Source organism: Curtobacterium sp. MCBA15_004 (assembly GCF_001865055.2).
GTDB lineage: Bacteria > Actinomycetota > Actinomycetes > Actinomycetales > Microbacteriaceae > Curtobacterium.
Window position 1 is genome coordinate 3,304,991 of sequence record NZ_CP126266.1, and the last position, 17,204, is coordinate 3,322,194.

Genomic DNA, 17,204 nt, shown 5'->3' on the forward strand with positions numbered 1-17,204 from the left:
CGTGAAAGCGACAGATCCTGGCGGATGTTCCGCCAGGATCTGTCGCTTCCGCGAGGAGGACGGCGAACGGCGAGCGTGATCTGTCGCTTCCGCATGGGAGACGACCGACGCCGGCGCCAACGCCGGGCGCAGGCCTCGCCGACCGCACCCGAGCGCAGGCCCCACCGACCGCAGCCGAGCGCCGGCGCCAGCACCAGCGCGAGCGCAGGCGAGCGCCGACCCCGCCGAGCGCACCCGAGCGCCCCCGCCCGCCTAGTGCAGGTGGCGCTCCGCGGCCTCGACCACGTTCTTCATGAGCATCGCGCGGGTCATCGGACCGACCCCGCCCGGCGTCGGCGACAGGAACCCGGCGACCGACGCGACCGCGGGGTCGACGTCGCCGCGGAGCTTCGCCTTGCCGGTGCCCTCGTCGAGGACCCGGCTGATGCCGACGTCGATCACGGCCGCACCGGGCTTGACCCAGTCCGGCTGCACGAGTCCGGCGACCCCGGCCGCGGCGACGATGATGTCGGCGCGACGGCACTCGGCCGCGACGTCCTCGGTCAGCGAGTGCGTCAGGGTCGCGGTGGCCTCGAGGCGGGTGAGCAGCAGGCCGAGCGGCCGGCCGACGGTCAGTCCCTGCCCGATGATCGTGACGTGCCGACCGCGGATCGGGACGTCGTACGCCTCGAGCATCGCGACGATGCCGCGCGGGGTGCACGGCAGCGGGGCGTCGATCGTGCCCGCACCACCGGGGACCGCGAGGACGAGCTCGCCGAGGTTCGTCGGGTGCAGGCCGTCGGCGTCCTTGGCGGGGTTCATCAGCTCGAGCATCGGGATGGGGTCGATGCCCTGCGGGAGCGGCAGCTGCACGATGAACGCGGTGACCCGGGGGTCGTCGTTCATCTGCAGGATCGCCGCGCGGATGTCCGCCGCACTCGCGGTCTCGGGCAGGTCGATGCGGATCGAGTCGAGCCCGATCTGCGCCGAGTCACGGTGCTTGCCCGCGACGTACGACACCGAGCCGGGGTTCTGCCCGACCATGATCGTGCCGAGTCCGGGCCGGAAGCCGTGGTCGTGCAACCGGTCGATGCGGACCTTCAGGTCGTCGAGCGTGCGGGCGGCGAGGGCGGTGCCGTCGATGCGGACGGCAGAGCCCTCCCCCGCCCACAGCGCGCGCGGCAGGTCGGCCACGGCGCCCTCCACGCGACCATCGGCCACGGCGCCGCTCACGCGTAGAGCGGGAACGCGTCGGTCAGGGCCTTCACCCGGGCCGAGAGCGCTGCGACGTCCGGGTTCGGCATGAGCGTCAGCGCGATGACGTCCGCCACCTCGGCGAACTCGGCGTCGCCGAAGCCGCGGGTCGCCAGCGCCGAGGTGCCGATGCGGACACCCGAGGTGACCATCGGCGGGCGCGGGTCGAACGGCACGGAGTTGCGGTTCACGGTGATGCCGACCTCGTGCAGGAGGTCCTCGGCCTGCTTGCCGTCGACCTCGGACTCGCGCAGGTCGACGAGCACCAGGTGCACGTCGGTGCCGCCGGTGAGGACGTCGATGCCGGCGGCCTCGGCGTCGGGCTGCGTGAGCCGGGCGGCGAGCGCCTGCGCACCGCGGATGGTGCGCTCCTGGCGGTCCTTGAACTCCGGGGTGCCGGCGAGGAGGAACGCGGTGGCCTTCGCCGCGATGACGTGCATCAGCGGGCCGCCCTGCTGGCCCGGGAACACGGCCGAGTTGAGCTTCTTGAACAGCGTCTCGTCGTTCGACAGGATGATGCCCGAGCGGGGACCGGCGAGCGTCTTGTGCACGGTCGAGGACACGACGTGTGCGTGCGGGACGGGCGAGGGGTGCAGACCCGCGGCGACGAGACCGGCGAAGTGCGCCATGTCGACCCAGAGCTTCGCGCCGACCTCGTCGGCGATCTCGCGGAACTTGGCGAAGTCGAGCTGGCGGGGGTACGCCGACCAGCCCGCGATGAGGACCTTCGGCTGGTGCTCGATCGCCTTGGCGCGGATGTCGTCGTAGTCGACCTCGAAGGTCTCGGGGTCGACGCCGTACGAGACCGCGTTGTAGATGCGGCCGGAGAAGTTGAGCTTCATGCCGTGGGTCAGGTGCCCGCCGTGTGCGAGCTCGAGGCCGAGGATGGTGTCCCCGGCGCTGGCGATGGCGTGCAGGACCGCGGCGTTCGCGGTGGCACCGGAGTGCGGCTGCACGTTCGCGTACGCGGCGCCGAACAGGGCCTTCGCACGGTCGATGGCGAGCTGCTCGGCGACGTCGACGTACTCGCAGCCGCCGTAGTAGCGCTTGCCGGGGTAGCCCTCGGCGTACTTGTTCGTGAGCACCGAGCCCTGGGACTCGAGGATCGCGCGCGGCACGAAGTTCTCGGACGCGATCATCTCGAGGAAGTCGCGCTGCCGGCCGAGCTCCTGCTGCAGGACGGCGGCGATCTCCGGGTCGACCTCGGAGAGGGGGGCGTTGAAGGACGACTGGGTCGCGGTGGGCGACAGGTCGGTGATGGACACGGGACTCCTCGTTGTCGTTCCGTCGCGCGCGTGCACGACGTGGTGGACGGTTGGGCGCGGCCCAGGCGTACGGCTGCGCTCCGTGTCAGGTGTCGCTCCCCGATGGTGACCCATCCAACGCCAGTCGCGACCCCCCGATCGTACCGAGCGGCCCGGTCCGTGTCACCCTTGTCCACATGAACCCGAGCAGCCTCGTCGTCGCATGAGCCTGGCGAGCCCCGACCTCGACGAGCGCACCGACCTGCGCGCCCGCCACGACGTCCCGTGGACGACCGTGGTGTGGGACGACCCGGTGAACCTCATGTCGTACGTCACCTACGTCTTCCAGACGTACTTCGGGTTCGGGCGCGACCGGGCCGACCGGCTGATGCGGCAGGTGCACGAGGACGGCCGGGCGGTCGTCGCGTCGGGTGCCCGCGAGGCGATGGAACGCCACGTCGAGGCGATGCACGGCTACGGCCTCCAGGCGACCGTCGAACGCGCACCGGGAGCGGACGCGTGATCCCGTTCGTCCGCCGCGCCGACGGCCTGCACCTCGGGATGTCCTCCGGCGAGCGCAGCGTCCTCGCGAGCCTCGTCGAGCAGCTGCAGCAGGTGCTCGAGGGCGACCTGGCCGCCGACCCGGTGTCGGCGCGGATGTTCCCCGAGGCCTACCCGGGTGACGCCGAGGCGAGCGCGGAGTTCGCGAAGTACACCCGCTCCGACCTGCTCGCACAGAAGACGACGAACGCGGGCACCGTGCACGCCTGGCTGACGGGTGCCCGCGACGGCGCCCTGACCGCCGAGGACGAGCAGGCCTGGCTGCGCGCCCTGACCGACCTGCGGCTGACGATCGCCGAGCGGCTCGGCATCGTGGACGCCGCCTCCGAGGAGGCGTCGTACACCGGTGACGCCGGTGTCGGCCTCCGTGACGTGTACGACTGGGTCGGGTACGTGCAGGAACACCTGGTCACCTCGCTCACCTCCCAGCGCTGACGGACGGACGGGAGGCGCGGCCCACCCCCGCCCCGTCGGTCACCCCGTCAGCTCCCCGCGGTGGACGGACGGGAGGCCCGCCCCGGCTCCGCCGCACCGGGTCACTCCATCAGTTCCCCGCGGTGGTCCGCCGCCCACTCCCGGAGGGACCGGGGCGCGGTGCCCGTGATCCGGCTCACGTCGTCGCTCATCACGTCGACGCCGTCGAGGCCGCGGCGGAGCACCCGGCCGAACTGCTGGCGCAGCCCCTCGGCCTGCCACGCGGGCACGCCGCCGGCCCGGACCACCGCGCGGTACACCCGGCTCGGCAGGTGCAGCGGGCGGACGCGTCGGCCGAGCCCGGCGGAGAGCTCACCGGCGATGCCCGCGGCGTCGAGCGCGCGCGGACCGGTGAGGACGGGTTCGGTGCCGTCGTGGTCGTCGCTCGTCAGCACTGCGGCCGCGGTCCGGGCGATGTCGACGGTGTCGATCCAGCCCGCCCGACCCCGCCCGGTGGTGTGCGGGTACCAGCCGCGTCGGATCGCCGGGGCCGAGGGCACGAGGTTCGTCATGAACGCCGAGGGGTGCAGGATCGTCCAGGCGAGCCCGCTCTCGCGCACGAGCCGGTCCGTCCGCCAGGCGGCAGCAGCCCACGGCATCGGCGAGTGCTCGGCCGCGTCCCCGCCGGACAGGTGCACGATCCGCGGGACCCCGGCGCGCTGCGCTGCCCGGACCCCGGCCTCGCCCTGCTCGGCCTGCCGCTCGCTGACCGGCGTGACGAGGAAGAACCGGTCGACGCCGTCGAGGGCGCGCGTGAGCGCATCGACGTCGTCGAGGTCGGCGAGGCGCGCGTCGACGCCGCGCTCCCGCAGGCGGTCGGCCTGCTCGGGACGCCGGACGACGGCGCGGACGTCCGCCCCGGACGCGTGCAGCAGGTCGAGGGTCTTCCCGCCGACGTCCCCGGTGACGCCGGTGATCGCGATCGTGTCGGTCATGCACGGTCCTCCGTCCGAGAATCAGTTTCCTGTTACTCGACCGTACGCCGGTACCCTGGAGTCGTGTCAAGTGACGGCTCGGTGACCCCCGACGACATCGACGCGATCGCCGCGTGGACGGTGGTCCGCGCCGCCCGCGAACTCGCCCGCCGCCTCGGCGAGGACCTCGCGCACCTCGACCTGACCCCCGTCGAGTTCGGCGCACTCGTCCAGCTCGCCGCCGCCGACCACCTCAGCCAGGCCGACCTCGCCCGGGCCGTCGGGATCCGCCCGCAGAGCACGGCGACGCTGGTGGCCGCGCTCGGGACGCGGGGACTGGTCGAGCGGGGCGCCGCGCCGGGCCGGGGACGCGCCTCCCGGCTGCACCTGACGCCCGCCGGACGCGAGCTGCTGGCGGCCGCGTGGCCGATCGCGCAGGCGAGCAACGCGTGGTTCCCGGACGGCGGCACGGCCGTCGCGGCTGCGCTCCGGCCGTTCACGAGCGGGAACGCGACCGCCGAGGGGGCGGACGGCGTCGCCTGATCGACAGGCAACCTTGCAAGTCCGGCTGTCGAGGATTATCGTTCCGGTGTGGAACCACACGTCGCACTCGCGGTCGACCTGCTGACCCTGCACGGCCGCATCCGGCGGACCCTGCTCACGGGCAAGGCCGACGAGGTGACCGCGTCGCAGACCGCCGCACTCGGCCGACTGCTGCGGTACGGCGAGGCGACGGTCGCCGACCTCGCCCGCGCCGAGGGCGTCCGACCGCAGTCCATGGGCGCGACCGTCCAGGCACTCGTCGACCTCGGCCTGGCGGAGCGACGACCGGACCCCGCCGACGGGCGTCGCACCCTCGTCCGCGCCACCGAGACCGGGGAACGCGCCCGCGAGGAGGCCTGGTCGACCCGCACGGGCGTCCTCGCCGAGCGACTCGCGACCCTGTCCGACGCCGACCGCGACACGGTCGCCCGGGCCGTCGCGCTGCTCGCCCCGCTCACCGAACCCTGACCCAGGAAGAAGCCCGCCACGCCCACCACCGCGAACCGTCCCGACACCGGTGCCGTCCCGACCACCGGGAGCGGCTTCGGCGCCAAGCTCCTCGTCCCCGTCCTGGTCGGGCCGCTCCTCAACCCGATCAACACCACGATGGTCGCCGTCGCCCTCGCCCCGATCTCGCGCGACCTCGGCATCGGGGCGTCGCAGGCGATCTGGCTCGTCGCCGCCCTGTACCTGGCGAGCGCGGTGGCCCAGCCGACGATGGGCAAGCTCGCCGACCGGTTCGGGCCGAAGAAGGTGTTCCTCACCGGACTCGTCATCGTCGGTGTCGCCGGCGTCGTGCCCGAGCTGCTGACGGGCTTCGGCGGCGCGATCACCGCGCGGGTGCTCATCGGGATCGGGACGTCCTCCGCGTACCCGGCGGCGCTCACCACGCTGCGGCAGCACTCGGCCCGGATCGGCAAGCCGACGCCGCCGCTCGTCCTCGGCGCGCTGTCGATCACCTCGCTCGTGTCCGCCGCCGCGGGGCCACCCCTCGGCGGGGTCCTCGTCGCGGCGTTCGGCTGGCACGCGATCTTCCTCGTCAACGTGCCGCTCGCGGTGTTCGGGATCGTGGTCGCTGCGCTGTGGTTGCCCTCGGACCGGCTCCGCCCGCGCGACCCCGACGAGCTGCCGGTGCGCACGGCGCTCGACCCGGTCGGCATGCTGCTCACCACCGGGACGGTGTCGGCGCTGCTCGTGTTCCTGCTCGACCTGCGGCAGGGCTGGTGGTGGCTGCTCGGCGTCGCGGTGGCGCTGCTCGTCGCCCTCGTCGTCTGGGAACTCCGCGCCGTGCGGCCCTTCGTCGACGTGCGCCTGCTCGCCCGGAACGGTGCCCTGTCGCGCACGTACGCCCGGCTCTTCCTGACGTACCTGCTCGCGTACACGATGACGTACGGGTTCTCGCAGTGGGTGCAGGACGTCGCGGGCTACCCGAGCGACGTCGCCGGGTACCTGCAGCTCCCGGCCGCGGTGGTCGCCGGCGTCGTGTCGTTCCTGGTCGCCCGGAGGACCGCGGTGCGCCGACCCCTCGTCGTCGCGGCGCTCGTCCCGCTCGTCGGCGCCGCGCTCCTGCTGTTCCTGCACGCCGGGTCGCCGCTCGTGCTGCTGCTCGTGGTGCCGGCGCTGTTCGGGGTGCCGCAGGCCCTGGCCTCGGTGTCGAACCAGGCGGCGCTGTACCGGGTCGTGCCGTCGGAGTACATCGGGACCGCGGCGGGGCTGTCCCGGACGAGCATCTACATCGGCGCGATCGCGGCGTCCTCGCTCATCGGCGGAGTGTTCGGCCAGGCCCCGACCACGCCGGACCTGCACGTGCTCGCGTGGGTGATGCTCGGGGTCGCGGTGCTGCTGTCCGTGCTGACGCTCGCCGACCGTGCGCTCGCCCGGGCCGACGCGCGCTGAGCGGGCGGCGCCTCCCGGCCGCGCGGATGGAGCAGGAAACGTCGGGTGGCGGCCCGTGATCCGACATCGTCTGCTCCATCCCGGGACGGGGACGGGCACGCACCTGGCCGGGGACGGGCGCACCGCGCCCGGTACCCTGATCCGGTGACCGACCCGACCCCCACGCACTGGACCCTCACGCTCGTCTGCGACGACCGGCCCGGGATCGTGCACGCCGTCTCCGGAGCCGTCGTGGCGGCGAACGGCAACATCACCGAGTCGCAGCAGTTCTCGAGCGCCGACACGAACACGTTCTTCATGCGCCTGCAGGTGATGGCGCCCGTCGACCGTGCCGCGTTCGAGCAGGCCCTCGCCCCCGTGGTCGAGCGGTACGACGCCCGCGTGCAGCTCGACGTCGTCGGTCGCCCACTCCGCACCCTCGTGCTCGTGTCGAAGGCCGGGCACTGCCTGAACGACCTGCTGTACCGGCAGCGCGGCGGGCAGCTCCCGATCGAGGTGCCGCTCGTCCTGTCCAACCACCCGGACCTGTCCGAGCTGGCCGCGTTCTACTCGGTGCCGTTCGAGCACCGCCCGGTCACCGACGCGGCGTCGAAGCAGGCGATGGAGCAGCGCATCCTCGACGCCGTGGACGAGCACGACATCGAACTCGTCGTCCTGGCGCGGTACATGCAGATCCTGTCGCCGGAGCTCTGCGCCGCGCTCGAGGGCCGCGCCGTCAACATCCACCACTCCTTCCTGCCGGGTTTCAAGGGCGCGAACCCCTACCGGCAGGCGCACGCGCGGGGCGTGAAGCTCATCGGCGCGACGGCGCACTTCGTGACGAGCGACCTCGACGAGGGCCCGATCATCGAGCAGAACGTCGTCCGGGTCGACCACACGAAGGACCCGTCCGAGCTCGTGTCCATCGGCCAGGACGAAGAGTCCCGCACCCTCACCCAGGCGGTCCGCTGGATCGCCGAGGACCGCGTGCTCCTGGACGGCGCCCGCACCATCATCTTCAGGTAGGACCGCATGACGAACGCACCGCAGAGCCCCGTCGACTGGGGCGAGGTCCCACCGCCCGTCGACCCGGCAGCGCCCCGTCACCGCCTGGACGGGTGGGGCGTCCTGCGCATCGTCGTGTGCGCGTTCGGCCTGCTGTCGCTCGCGATCTGGGGCTACTGGTCGTGGATCCTGCCCTGGCCCGGGTACCTGTTCATGGTCGGGGCGCCGCTGTTCGCCGCCGTCGTGTGGTTCTTCTTCCGGTCCCCGCGGTCGCCGGTCGACACCGACGTCGTCGGCAAGGTGATCGTCGAGACCGCGCTGGTCGTGGCCGCCGCAGCGTGCTGGGTGTCGATCGGGCTGCCGGTGGTCGGGCTCGTGTTCGTGCTGGTGGCGGCGGTGTCCGGGGTGGTCGCGTTCCGTCGGGAGACGGCGTGAGCGACGCGTCCGGCGCCGGCCGGGTCCCCGGGTCCGGTCCCGTCCCCGGCGTGGTCCCCGGCCTGGAGGCGCGGCGCACGCTGGTCCGCGCGGCGCACGTCGTCGACGCGGCCGGGTCCACCGCCGACGGCTGGGTCCTGCTCGCCGGTGACGTGATCGAGGCGGTCGGGGCCGGCCCGGTGGGGCCCGGCACGGTGGGGCTCGACCCGGTGGGGCTCGACCCGGTGGGGCTCGACCCGGTCTCGCCCGGCCGCGGTCCGGGTGCGGACGTCGAGGTCGTCGACCTCGGCGACGCCGTCCTGACGCCCGGGTTCGTCGACCTGCACGGCCACGGCGGGGGTGGAGCCGCCTACGAGGACGACACCTTCGACGCCGCCCTCGCCGTGCACCGAGCGCACGGCACGACCCGGTCGGTCCTGTCCCTCGTCGCGAACCCGATCCCGTCCCTGGTGGCATCGCTCGACCGCATCCGTGCCGTCGCGGCCACCGACCCGCTCGTCCTCGGCGTGCACCTCGAGGGGCCGTTCCTCTCGCCGCACAACAAGGGCGCGCACAACGCCTCGTTCCTGCTCGACCCGACACCGGCCACCGTCGAGACCCTGCTCGAGGCCGGAGACGGTGTCCTCCGCCAGGTGACGATCGCGCCCGAGCTGCCGGGAGCGCTCGACGCCGTCCGCCGCTTCACCGCCGCCGGGGTCACCGTCGCCGTCGGGCACACCGTCTGCTCGTACGACCAGGCCCGGGCCGCGTTCGACGCCGGCGCCACGATGCTCACGCACGCGTGCAACGCCATGCCGGGGCTGCACCACCGTGCACCGGGGCCGATCGCCGCCGCGCTCGAGGACGACCGGGTGACGCTCGAACTCATCCTCGACGGCGTGCACGTGCACCCCGCCGTCGCCCGTGTCCTGCTCCGCGGGGCGCCGGGACGGGTCGCGCTCATCACCGACGCGATGGGTGCCGCCGGGTCACCGGACGGCTCGTACGCGCTCGGGTCACTCGCCGTCACCGTGACCGACGGGGTCGCGCGCGTGGCGGGCACCGACACGATCGCGGGGTCGACGCTCACCCAGGACCAGGCCCTGCGGCTCGCGGTCTCGGCGGCGGGGGTCTCGCTGCCCGACGCCGTCGGTGCGCTCACCGCCGTCCCCGCTGCCGCGCTCGGGGCCGGGGACCGGCTCGGGCGGATCGCACCCGGGTACGCGGCGGACCTGGTGGCGCTGTCGCCAGGGCTCGACGTGCGGCGGGTGTGGGGCGCGGGGCGCGAGCTCCCGACCGGCTGACGACGCGCGCCGCGCGGACCACGCTGCGCACGCCGTCTGGGTGGGCACCCGTCCGCGCCGAGCACGCCGTCCGCGCGGGGCGCCCGCCCGCGCCGAGCCCGCCCGGCACCCCGACCCCCTCGGTGCCAGGATGGCCACATGAGCGTCATGGTCTCGCCCTTCGATGCCCGCCGCGACCGCACGAGCGAGAAGTACACCGCGTACCCCGCCGACGTGCTGCCGATGTTCGTCGCCGAGATGGACTCCGTGCCCGCCGAACCGATCCGCGAGGCCCTCGTCCGAGCCGTCACGAACGGGGACACCGGCTACGTCGGGCACACCCGGGTCCTGCCCGAGGTGTTCGCCGACTTCGCCGCTCGCCGGTGGGGGTGGGACGTCGACCCCGACCTCGTCCGGACCACCACGGACGTGTCCGTCGCGGCCGTCGAGGTGCTGCGCCGGGTGATCGCCCCGGGTGACCAGGTCGTCGTGATGCCGCCCGTGTACCCGCCGTTCTGGGACTACGTGCTCGAGGCCGGCGGGGTCGTGACCGAGGTCCCGCTCGTCGCCCCCGAGGGCGATCCGGACCCGTTCGACACCACGGCCGGGTGGCGGATCGACCTCGACGGCCTGCGCCGGGCCTTCTCCGAGGGCGCCCGCACCGTGCTGCTCTGCAACCCGCACAACCCGCTCGGGCTCGTGCACCCCCGGGAGTCGCTCGTCGCCCTCGCGCAGCTCGCGGCCGAGTGGGACGCCGTGGTGGTGTCGGACGAGATCCACGCGCCGCTCACGCACGCCGACGCGGTGTTCACGCCCTTCCTGACCTGTGGGCCCGAGGCGGTCGAGCACGGGGTCGCCCTGACGAGCGCGAGCAAGGCGTGGAACCTGGCCGGGACGAAGTGCGCGCTCATGGTGGGCGCGTCCGACCGTGCCCGGGGCTGGTTCGACGGCCTGCCCGTCGAGGTCGTCGAGCGGACGGGCATCCTCGGCTACACCGCGAGCGTGGCGGCGTTCCGCGACGGCGAGCCATGGCTGGCGTCGCTCCTGGCCGAGCTCGCGGCGAACCGACGGGTGCTCGCCGAGGAGCTCGGCACACTGCTGCCCGGCGCGGGGTACCGACAGCCGCAGGCCTCGTACCTGGCCTGGCTCGACCTGCGGGCCCTGCCGTGGGGCGACGACCCCGCGCTGCTCCTGGTCGAGCGGGCGAAGGTCGCGCTGACGAACGGGCGGGACTTCGGGCGGCAGGGGGTCGGGCACGCCCGGCTCAACTTCGGCTGCTCCGAGGAGACCCTGCGCGAGGGGCTCGCCCGCCTGGCCGCCGCCCGCTGACACCCGACGCGCACCGCACCCTCACACGACGTCCGCAGCCCGGCCGGCACCCGCGCCGCAGCGGGCCGTCACTCGAACCGCTGCCACTCCGGCTTGTTCGCGTACGTGTACCGGTAGTAGTCGGCGAGGCGCAGGCCGGCCGCAGCCTCCTCGTCGACGACGACGGTCGCGTGCTCGTGCAGCTGCAGCGCCGACCCGGGGACGAACGACGACAGCGGCCCCTCGACCGCGGCGGCGACGGCGTCGGCCTTCGCGGATCCCTGGGCGACGAGCACGAGCTCGCGGGCCTCGAGGATCGTCCCGAGCCCCTGCGTCATGCAGTGCGTCGGCACCTGGTCGAGCGAGTCGAAGAAGCGGGCGTTGGCCTCGCGCGTCGAGGGTGCGAGCGTCTTGATGCGGGTGCGCGAGGCGAACGACGACGTCGGCTCGTTGAACCCGATGTGCCCGTTCGCCCCGATGCCGAGGATCTGCACGTCGACCCCACCAGCGGCACGGATCGCGGCGTCGTACTCCTTGGCCGCGACCGCCAGGTCGGCGGCCCGGCCGTCCGGCACGCGGACCCGTGCGGGGTCGAACCCGAGCGGCTCCACGACGTCCCGGGCGATGACGCTGGCGTAGGACTCCGGGTGCTCGAGCGGGATGCCGACGTACTCGTCGAGCGCGAACCCGCGGGCGGCGCCGAACGACACCTCCCCCGCCTCGACCCGGCGTCGCAGGTCGGCGTAGATGCCCTGCGGACTCGACCCCGTCGCCAGGCCCACGACGGCGGACGGCTTCTCGGTCACGACGGACGCGATCTTCGCTGCGGCCACACGCCCGACCTCGGCCGGCGTCGGCAGGATGATGATCTCCACGCCGCCAGCGTACTGGTCATGACCACTTCGCGACAGGGGTGGGCGGTAGCGTGAGGGCATGCCCACCCCCGACTTCGTCCTGTCCCTCCGCGCGAAGATCGGCACGGACCTGCTCTGGCTGACCGGTGTGACCGCCGTCGTGACCCGCGGCGAGGGCGACGCCCGCGAGCTGCTCGTCGTCCGTCGCGCTGACACGGGCGCGTACACGCCTGTGACGGGCATCGTCGACCCGGGCGAGGAGCCCGCGGTCGCCGCCGAACGCGAGGTCCTCGAGGAGGCCGACGTCGTCGCGGTCGCCGAACGTCTGGCGTGGGTGCAGGTCCTGCCCGAGATGACGTACCCGAACGGGGACCGCGCGCAGTACCTCGACCTGGTGTTCGCGTGCCGCTGGGTCTCCGGCACGCCCGCGCCCGCCGACGGCGAGAACACCGAGGCGTTCTGGGCACCGCTCGACGCGCTCCCCGAGATGTCCGCGGACATGCGGGCCCGCGTCGCCGCCGCACTGGCCGACGAGCGGGAGGCGCGCTTCGAGCGCTGACCCGGCCCCGGCGGGTCACCAGCTCAGCGACGACCCCGTCGCCGGGGCCCGTCCCGCCGTCGCCGAGGGCCACGCTCCCGCAGCCGTACGAGCGCGAGGCCGGCGAGCACGGACACCACACCGATGCCGACCCTGCTCGCGATCACGACCCAGCGCACGTCCGAGCCCGTCTGGACGCCCGTGAGCACGGCGACCGCGCCGAACCCGACGAGCAGGACGGCGACGGCCGCCGCCGACGTCCCGGTCCTGCGATCCATCAGCACCCCCTCGGTTCCGTGCGGCGAGCCTACCGGACTGATGTTCCACATGCAGCGCGAGCGCAGGTCCGCCGAGTCGGTCGCGGTGGTGAGGAGACGCCGGACGGGAGGCACGGTGCCAGGCCGCCACGCGCCTCCCGTCCGCGGCGCGGAGCCGACGTCACGGCCGCAGCGACAGTCCACGGGCAGCGTGCCCCGCGAGGTGTCGCCCAGCGCGTGGGGTCGCAGCGCAACGCGCCGCGACCACGTGCGCGCTACGCGAGCGGCGCGACCGCGACCGGGGCGCCGAGCAGGCGCAGCGCGACCGGGTCGCCCGGGGTGCGGCGATCACCGACCTCGTGCTGGACGGTCACGACGGTGTCGTCGTCGAGCCGGACCGTGGTGCGCCGGATCGAGCCGAGGAAGCTCGAGGCCACGACCGTGCCGGTGACGCCCTCTGCGGCGAAGGCGACGTCCTCGGGCCGGACGTGTGCGATCACCGGACCGTCGGGTACCGAGCCGTCGAGCGCGGGCACCCGGAAGCCGTACACGAACACGTCCCCGCCGCGCAGGTCGCCCCGGAGCCGGTTCGACTGCCCGACGAAGTCCGCCGTGAACGCCGACGACGGGGTGCGGTAGAGCTCCTCTGGCGTCCCGACCTGCTCGATGCCGCCGTCGTGCATCACCGCGATCCGGTCGGAGACGGCGAGCGCCTCCTCCTGGTCGTGCGTGACGAACACGGTGGTGATGCCGAGGTCGCTCTGGATGCGTCGGATCTCGTCGCGGAGGGACACGCGCACCTTGGCGTCGAGCGCCGACAGCGGCTCGTCGAGCAGCAGGACCCGGGGGCGGGTGACGAGCGCGCGGGCGAGGGCGACGCGCTGCTGCTGGCCGCCCGAGAGCTGGTGCGGGTAGCGGTCGGCGAAGTCCCCGAGGTGCACCATGTCGAGCGCGTCGACGACCCGGGAGCGGCGCTCGACGGCCGGGACCCGTCGCATCTCGAGCCCGAACGACACGTTCTGGCGCACCGTCATGTGCGGGAACAGCGAGTACTGCTGGAACACCATGCCGATGTCCCGCCGCTCCACCGGGGTGTGCGCGACGTCGGCACCGTCGATGCGGATCGCGCCGGCGTCGATCGCCTCGAGCCCGGCGAGCGCCCGGAGCGCGGTGGTCTTGCCGCAGCCCGACGGTCCGAGCAGCGAGACGAACTCCCCCGGCTCGATGCGGAGCGACAGCCCGGCCAGGGCGCGGTGCGTGCCGTAGTGCTTCTCGACGGCCTCGAGCTCGACGGCCGCACCCTCGGCGGCGAGGGACGCCGGTGCGGCTGGGGCGGTGACGGTCATGCGGACTCCTTGGTGCGGGACCTGCGGGACACCCCGACGCGGCCGATGAGGACGAGCAGCACGAAGCCGAACAGCAGTGCGGCGAGCGAGAACACCGCCGCGACGTACGGGTCGGTCGACTGCACGAGCAGCAGCGCGGTCTGGAACGTGGTCCGGGACAGGAACGAGGCGAGGGTGTACTCGCCGAGGACGACGGTGATGGTGAGGAAGCACGCGGCGGTGATCCCGCGGCGGAGGTTCGGCAGCAGGATGCGCCACGTCACGGTCCACCACGAGGCCCCGAGCGTGCGGGCGGCCTCGGACAGGGTCGTGACGTCGACGGCGGTCAGCGCGGTCGCGATCGGACGGAACGCGAACGGCAGCGCCACGATCCCGACGGCGAACGAGAGCGTCCACGCGTCCGACCCGAGGACCTGCGCCACCACCTGGTACACGGGGACGAACCCGACGACGAGCACGACGACCGGCACGGTGATCGGCACGAGGCAGACGAACTCGAGCACGCGCCGGAGCCGGGGGTACCGCATCGCGGTGATGACCTGCGCGGGCAGCAGCACGAGCAGCACGATCCCGACCGTGATGAGGGCGATGAGCAGGGACGCCCCGAGCCCGTCGAACACCGGCTGGTAGGTGGCCGCGTTCGCCGGGTCGACGATCGCGGCGTAGTGGTCGAGGGTCAGGCCGCCGTCGGTCCCCTGGCGGAAGGTGAACTGCACGAGGGCGACGAACGGGACGGCGGTCACGAGGCCGACGACGACCAGCACGATCGCCGCGGTGACCCGTGACGGGGCGACGCCGAAGCGGCGGGGGCGGGGCGCGCCTCCAGACCGGCCCGCCCGGCCGCGCGGCGGACGCGGGCCGGCGGTGCCCACCGCGCCACCCGTCGGACGCGTGCCGACGGCGGCTGCCGTCCGACGCGGGCCGCCGGGCCCTCCCGTCGGACGCGTGCCGACGGCACTCACCGCTGCCACCGTGCTGCCCGGCGCTGCAGCAGCGCGTAGGCACCCATCACGACCGCCATCACGACCACCATGCCGAGCGCGAGCACCCCGGCGACGTTCTGCAGGCCGAGGACGGTCTCGCTCGTGAGCTGCGCGCGGATCGTCAGCGGGACGATGCCGCCCTGCGAGATGAGCGCGGCGGCCGTCGCGAAGGACGAGAACGCGTTCGCGAACAGCAGCAGGAGCGATCCCCAGAACGCCGGAGCGAGGACCGGCAGAGCGACCCGGCGCCAGTAGGTCCCGCGCGGGGCGCCGAGGGTTGCCGCGGCCTCGCCCCACTGGGTCTTCACGCCCTCGAGCGCGGGCATGAACGTGAGGACCATCAGCGGGACCTGGAACGAGACGTAGGGCAGGACGAGCCCGGGGACCGTGTACAGGAACGTGCCGTTCGCGTTGATGTCGACACCGAGGGTGGACACGAGCCACGTCGTCACGAGGCCCTGCGCGCCGATCGTCGCGATGAAGGCGAAGGCGAGCATGACGCCGCCGAACTGCGCGAGCACGCTCGCCGCGGCGTCGATCAGGGACCGGACGAGCCCGTCCGGGTCGAGCGCGGCGAGCGCCCAGCAGACGACGGCCCCGACGACGGCACCGATCACGGCCGAGACCGCCGAGAGGCCGAACGAGCCGCCGAACGCACGGAGGACGGACGGGTCGGAGAACGCGGCGAGGTTGGCGAGGGTGAACGCGCCGTCGCCCGTGGTGAACCCGCTGCCGACCGCGATCGCGGCGGGGACGGCGAGGAACAGCAGGACGTACGCGGCGAAGGGGGTGAGCCCGAGCCAGGCGAGGCCGGGGCGACGCCGGACACGGGGGCCCGCGTCGCGGCGAGCGGTCGCGGCCGGTCCGGACGTGCCGGGGCCGCCGTGCCCGGCGGTCGTGCCGGGCTGGCCGACACCGGCGGCGGGGTCGGACGTGGGTGCGGTGCTCGTGGCGGCCGGACCCGCGGTCCGTGGCCCCGCCGCTGGTGCCGTCGTCATGCGCCTCAGGACCCCATCGTGGTGGACCACTTCGCAGCGAGGACCTTCGCGGCCTCGGTGACCTGCGCGTCGGTCAGCTCGACGGTGTCCTTCGGCATGCCACCGGCGGCCTTGAGGGCGTCGGCGTCGACCTTGCCGGACTGCTCCATCGCGGCGAGGGTCGACGGGAAGGCGCCGGCCTGCAGGTACAGGTTCTGCGCCCCCGGGCTGGCGATGTACTCCTGCCAGAGCCGCGCGGCCGCCGGGTGCGGGGCGTCCTTGTTGATGGCCTGCGAGTAGTACGAGCCGAGGGCCTTCCCCTCCGGGATGACCGTCTTCCAGTTCTTGTTCCCGCTCGCACCGGCGGCCGGACCCCACGCGAGGTTGTTGTACGACCACTGCACGACGACCGGGGTCTCGCCCGAGGCCACCGTCGCCTGCGTCGGCAGGACGTTCTGGAAGTTGCCGGCCTGCTTCAGCTTGCCGAAGTAGTCGACGCCCTTCGTGATGTCGTCGGCCGAACCGCCGTTCTCGAGCGCGGCGAGGTACACGGCGCTCGCGGCCTGGTTCGCCTGCGTCGGGTCGCCCGCGATCGAGACCTTGCCCTTGTACTCGCTGCCGAGCAGGTCGTTCAGGTCCTTCGGCGCCTTGGTGATCTTCGAGGAGTCGTAGCCGATCGACATCAAGCCCGTGTAGTCACGGGTCCACTTGCCGTCCGCGTCCTTCAGGTCCTCCGGGATGTCCGACCAGTTCGCCACCTTGTAGTCGGTGAGCAGCCCGAGGTTCTGCTGCATCACGGCGTTGCCGAGGTCGAGCACGTCGGGGGCGGTGGACTGGCCCTTCTGCGACTTCACCGCGGCGACCTCGTCGGCGCTCGACCCGTTGGGGTTCGCCGAGGTGATCGTGATGCCGGGGTACTTCTTCTCGAAGCCGGCGATGATCTTGCCGTAGTTCGCCCAGGTGGGCGGGAGGGCGATGACGTTGAGCTTGCCCTCGGCCTTCGCGGCCTGCACGAGGGCGTCCATGCCGCCGCCTGCCTGGGCGCTGGTGGCGGTCTTCCAGTCGGTGTCGCTCGACGTGGCCGCGCTGCTCGTCGCAGAGCAACCGGCGAGGGTGACGACGGCCGCGGCGGCGAGGGCGATGCCGGCGAGGGTACGGGTGTGCTGCACGGGGTGCGCCTTTCGGGTGCGGGGGTGCCCGGATCGGGGGGGGGCCGGGGCGGGGTCCTGGTTGCGGTTCGGTGCTGGTCGGTGCGGTCCGGGTCCGGTGGGGCCGGGTCCGGGTCTCCGGGGCCGGTGGGCCGGGTCCCGGCATCCCGGGCCCGGTGGTCCGGGTCCCGGCATCCGGGTCTTGTCGTCCGGAGCCGCGTCCGGGACGATCGTGGACGCGGCCGGT

The 17,204-nt window shown here is 73.7% G+C and carries 19 protein-coding genes and 1 riboswitch; of the genes, 10 read left to right on the forward strand and 9 right to left on the reverse strand.

Annotation, left to right across the window (positions count from 1 at the left end):
* Positions 1 to 252: 252 nt before the first annotated feature.
* Both QOL16_RS15620 and glyA read right to left on the reverse strand, forming a co-directional pair.
* The gene (locus tag QOL16_RS15620) at positions 253 to 1,164 is read right to left on the reverse strand and encodes a tetrahydrofolate dehydrogenase/cyclohydrolase catalytic domain-containing protein (protein WP_254780240.1); all 912 of its coding nucleotides are present in this window, start codon (positions 1,162 to 1,164) and stop codon (positions 253 to 255) included.
* Between the two features lie 44 nt (positions 1,165 to 1,208).
* Positions 1,209 to 2,498 (reverse strand): serine hydroxymethyltransferase, encoded by a 1,290-nt coding sequence (gene glyA / locus QOL16_RS15625; protein WP_370692540.1) that lies wholly within the window; start codon positions 2,496 to 2,498, stop codon positions 1,209 to 1,211.
* Between the two features lie 52 nt (positions 2,499 to 2,550).
* Positions 2,551 to 2,636, reverse strand: a riboswitch (ZMP/ZTP riboswitch).
* A 64-nt stretch (positions 2,637 to 2,700) separates the two neighbouring features.
* Between glyA and clpS the strand changes: the two genes are divergently transcribed.
* Positions 2,701 to 3,000 (forward strand): ATP-dependent Clp protease adapter ClpS, encoded by a 300-nt coding sequence (gene clpS, locus QOL16_RS15630; RefSeq protein WP_065964248.1) that lies wholly within the window; start codon positions 2,701 to 2,703, stop codon positions 2,998 to 3,000.
* Complete coding sequence (locus QOL16_RS15635) at positions 2,997 to 3,473, forward strand: DUF2017 family protein (RefSeq protein WP_065964250.1); 477 nt, start codon at positions 2,997 to 2,999, stop codon at positions 3,471 to 3,473. Before clpS ends, QOL16_RS15635 begins: the two co-directional genes overlap by 4 nt.
* 101 nt (positions 3,474 to 3,574) lie before the next feature.
* On the opposite strand, the gene QOL16_RS15640 is transcribed toward QOL16_RS15635, so the two are convergent.
* The gene (locus QOL16_RS15640) at positions 3,575 to 4,447 is read right to left on the reverse strand and encodes an NAD(P)H-binding protein (RefSeq protein WP_071284177.1); all 873 of its coding nucleotides are present in this window, start codon (positions 4,445 to 4,447) and stop codon (positions 3,575 to 3,577) included.
* A 63-nt stretch (positions 4,448 to 4,510) separates the two neighbouring features.
* On the opposite strand from QOL16_RS15640, the gene QOL16_RS15645 reads away from it, so the two are divergent.
* The 7 genes from QOL16_RS15645 to QOL16_RS15675 all read left to right on the forward strand — a co-directional run bounded on the left by QOL16_RS15645 (position 4,511) and on the right by QOL16_RS15675 (position 10,875).
* Positions 4,511 to 4,969 (forward strand): MarR family winged helix-turn-helix transcriptional regulator, encoded by a 459-nt coding sequence (locus QOL16_RS15645; RefSeq protein WP_171898827.1) that lies wholly within the window; start codon positions 4,511 to 4,513, stop codon positions 4,967 to 4,969.
* 48 nt (positions 4,970 to 5,017) lie between these two features.
* On the forward strand, positions 5,018 to 5,437 hold the full coding sequence (locus QOL16_RS15650) for a MarR family winged helix-turn-helix transcriptional regulator (RefSeq protein WP_065964478.1): 420 nt from the start codon (positions 5,018 to 5,020) through the stop codon (positions 5,435 to 5,437).
* Between the two features lie 102 nt (positions 5,438 to 5,539).
* A complete protein-coding gene (locus QOL16_RS15655; RefSeq protein ID WP_302847181.1) occupies positions 5,540 to 6,865 on the forward strand; it encodes an MFS transporter in 1,326 nt (441 codons plus the stop codon).
* A 144-nt stretch (positions 6,866 to 7,009) separates the two neighbouring features.
* Complete coding sequence (gene purU / locus QOL16_RS15660; RefSeq protein ID WP_071284180.1) at positions 7,010 to 7,870, forward strand: formyltetrahydrofolate deformylase; 861 nt, start codon at positions 7,010 to 7,012, stop codon at positions 7,868 to 7,870.
* Positions 7,871 to 7,876: 6 nt separating this feature from the next.
* Positions 7,877 to 8,284: a YrdB family protein gene (locus QOL16_RS15665; RefSeq protein ID WP_083394998.1), complete on the forward strand. Its 408-nt coding sequence runs from the start codon at positions 7,877 to 7,879 to the stop codon at positions 8,282 to 8,284.
* 62 nt (positions 8,285 to 8,346) lie between these two features.
* Positions 8,347 to 9,567: an N-acetylglucosamine-6-phosphate deacetylase gene (gene nagA / locus QOL16_RS15670; RefSeq protein ID WP_370692578.1), complete on the forward strand. Its 1,221-nt coding sequence runs from the start codon at positions 8,347 to 8,349 to the stop codon at positions 9,565 to 9,567.
* Between the two features lie 138 nt (positions 9,568 to 9,705).
* Positions 9,706 to 10,875 carry a MalY/PatB family protein gene (locus tag QOL16_RS15675; protein WP_071284183.1) on the forward strand — a complete coding sequence of 390 codons (1,170 nt, stop codon included), beginning with the start codon at positions 9,706 to 9,708 and terminating at the stop codon, positions 10,873 to 10,875.
* Between the two features lie 68 nt (positions 10,876 to 10,943).
* On the opposite strand, the gene nagB is transcribed toward QOL16_RS15675, so the two are convergent.
* Positions 10,944 to 11,729: a glucosamine-6-phosphate deaminase gene (nagB, locus tag QOL16_RS15680; RefSeq protein ID WP_071284186.1), complete on the reverse strand. Its 786-nt coding sequence runs from the start codon at positions 11,727 to 11,729 to the stop codon at positions 10,944 to 10,946.
* A gap of 58 nt (positions 11,730 to 11,787) precedes the next feature.
* Between nagB and QOL16_RS15685 the strand changes: the two genes are divergently transcribed.
* Positions 11,788 to 12,267 (forward strand): NUDIX domain-containing protein, encoded by a 480-nt coding sequence (locus QOL16_RS15685; RefSeq protein ID WP_065964484.1) that lies wholly within the window; start codon positions 11,788 to 11,790, stop codon positions 12,265 to 12,267.
* Between the two features lie 23 nt (positions 12,268 to 12,290).
* Here QOL16_RS15685 and QOL16_RS15690 read toward each other — a convergent pair whose 3' ends face one another.
* The 5 genes from QOL16_RS15690 to QOL16_RS15710 all read right to left on the reverse strand — a co-directional run bounded on the left by QOL16_RS15690 (position 12,291) and on the right by QOL16_RS15710 (position 16,978).
* A complete protein-coding gene (locus tag QOL16_RS15690) occupies positions 12,291 to 12,524 on the reverse strand; it encodes a hypothetical protein (protein WP_071284189.1) in 234 nt (77 codons plus the stop codon).
* Between the two features lie 254 nt (positions 12,525 to 12,778).
* Entirely contained in the window at positions 12,779 to 13,849 is a 1,071-nt protein-coding gene (locus tag QOL16_RS15695; RefSeq protein WP_065964486.1) for an ABC transporter ATP-binding protein, read from the reverse strand.
* A complete protein-coding gene (locus QOL16_RS15700) occupies positions 13,846 to 14,721 on the reverse strand; it encodes an ABC transporter permease (protein WP_083395006.1) in 876 nt (291 codons plus the stop codon). Before QOL16_RS15700 ends, QOL16_RS15695 begins: the two co-directional genes overlap by 4 nt.
* Before the next feature lie 86 nt (positions 14,722 to 14,807).
* Positions 14,808 to 15,830: an ABC transporter permease subunit gene (locus QOL16_RS15705; protein WP_083394999.1), complete on the reverse strand. Its 1,023-nt coding sequence runs from the start codon at positions 15,828 to 15,830 to the stop codon at positions 14,808 to 14,810.
* 5 nt (positions 15,831 to 15,835) lie between these two features.
* Positions 15,836 to 16,978, reverse strand: a complete 1,143-nt coding sequence (locus QOL16_RS15710; RefSeq protein WP_071284195.1) for an ABC transporter substrate-binding protein — start codon at positions 16,976 to 16,978, stop codon at positions 15,836 to 15,838.
* Between the last annotated feature and the right edge of the window lie 226 nt (positions 16,979 to 17,204).